This window comes from Hallella bergensis DSM 17361 (assembly GCF_000160535.1).
In the GTDB taxonomy this organism is placed as follows: Bacteria; Bacteroidota; Bacteroidia; order Bacteroidales; family Bacteroidaceae; genus Prevotella; species Prevotella bergensis.
The window spans coordinates 1-683 of record NZ_GG704804.1 but is presented as its reverse complement, the minus strand read 5'-3'; the positions used below and the strand labels follow the sequence as shown (position 1 = coordinate 683).

At 39.4% G+C, this 683-nt stretch carries 1 protein-coding gene; it reads right to left on the bottom strand.

Going from position 1 to position 683, the window contains the following annotated elements; genetic code table 11:
• Nucleotides 1-240: 240 nt before the first annotated feature.
• The gene (locus HMPREF0645_RS14040; RefSeq protein ID WP_007175506.1) at nucleotides 241-642 is read right to left on the bottom strand and encodes a hypothetical protein; all 402 of its coding nucleotides are present in this window, start codon (nucleotides 640-642) and stop codon (nucleotides 241-243) included.
• Nucleotides 643-683 lie beyond the last annotated feature (41 nt).

The window sequence follows — 683 nt, the reverse complement described above, 5'->3', positions numbered from 1 at the left end:
TTGCTAAAGCGCTCCTATTGTAACTGTGAGGAGCCACTTTATATACATCTGGAGAATATAACACACCGTTCATAGGTGTAGAGAGCCTGGCCTGATACCGGTTAGACCAATCTACATAAACCCATTGGTCGGATTTGTTGTAGAATGTTATAGTATAATGATGAAATTCATCCTCCGTGTACCTGCAGCTTAAAAGCGTGAAGCAACACATAAGTAACATTGTTATTAATCTTTTCATATTTATTGCTTTAGTTCAAAAATATCAATTATGCCTGGTATGATTAATGAAGGTCCGAACACATAGTCTGCCCAACCTAAAGATAGACGACCTGCTTTCAGGGCCTTTTGATTTACGTCACTATCAATACTAGATTCCCAGTCATATCCAATAATACGATTAGACTTATTCCATTTCGGGCGTCTAATCCCTGCCTGCAAGGCCTTAATCTCTGAGTCACCGGTTTTTGTCACGGAGGATGCTGACTTGATGGACGATTTACTTTTCATAACGACTTGTCCCTTGGTTTCTGCCGTAAAGTTACGAATCCATCTTGAAATTATCGACTCTGAGACCGGAATAATTTTCGAAATCTTCCACCCGCCCATCTTTTTCATGGATATAGAGGCGGATTGCTGAATCATAATACTGATTTCTTTTCTTGCAATTGTACTTCCACATCATT

Excerpts from the sequence above, each read along its gene's own strand:
- HMPREF0645_RS14040 (WP_007175506.1), bottom strand. The coding sequence starts at position 642 with ATGATTCAGCAATCCGCCTCTATATCCATGAAAAAGATGGGCGGGTGG.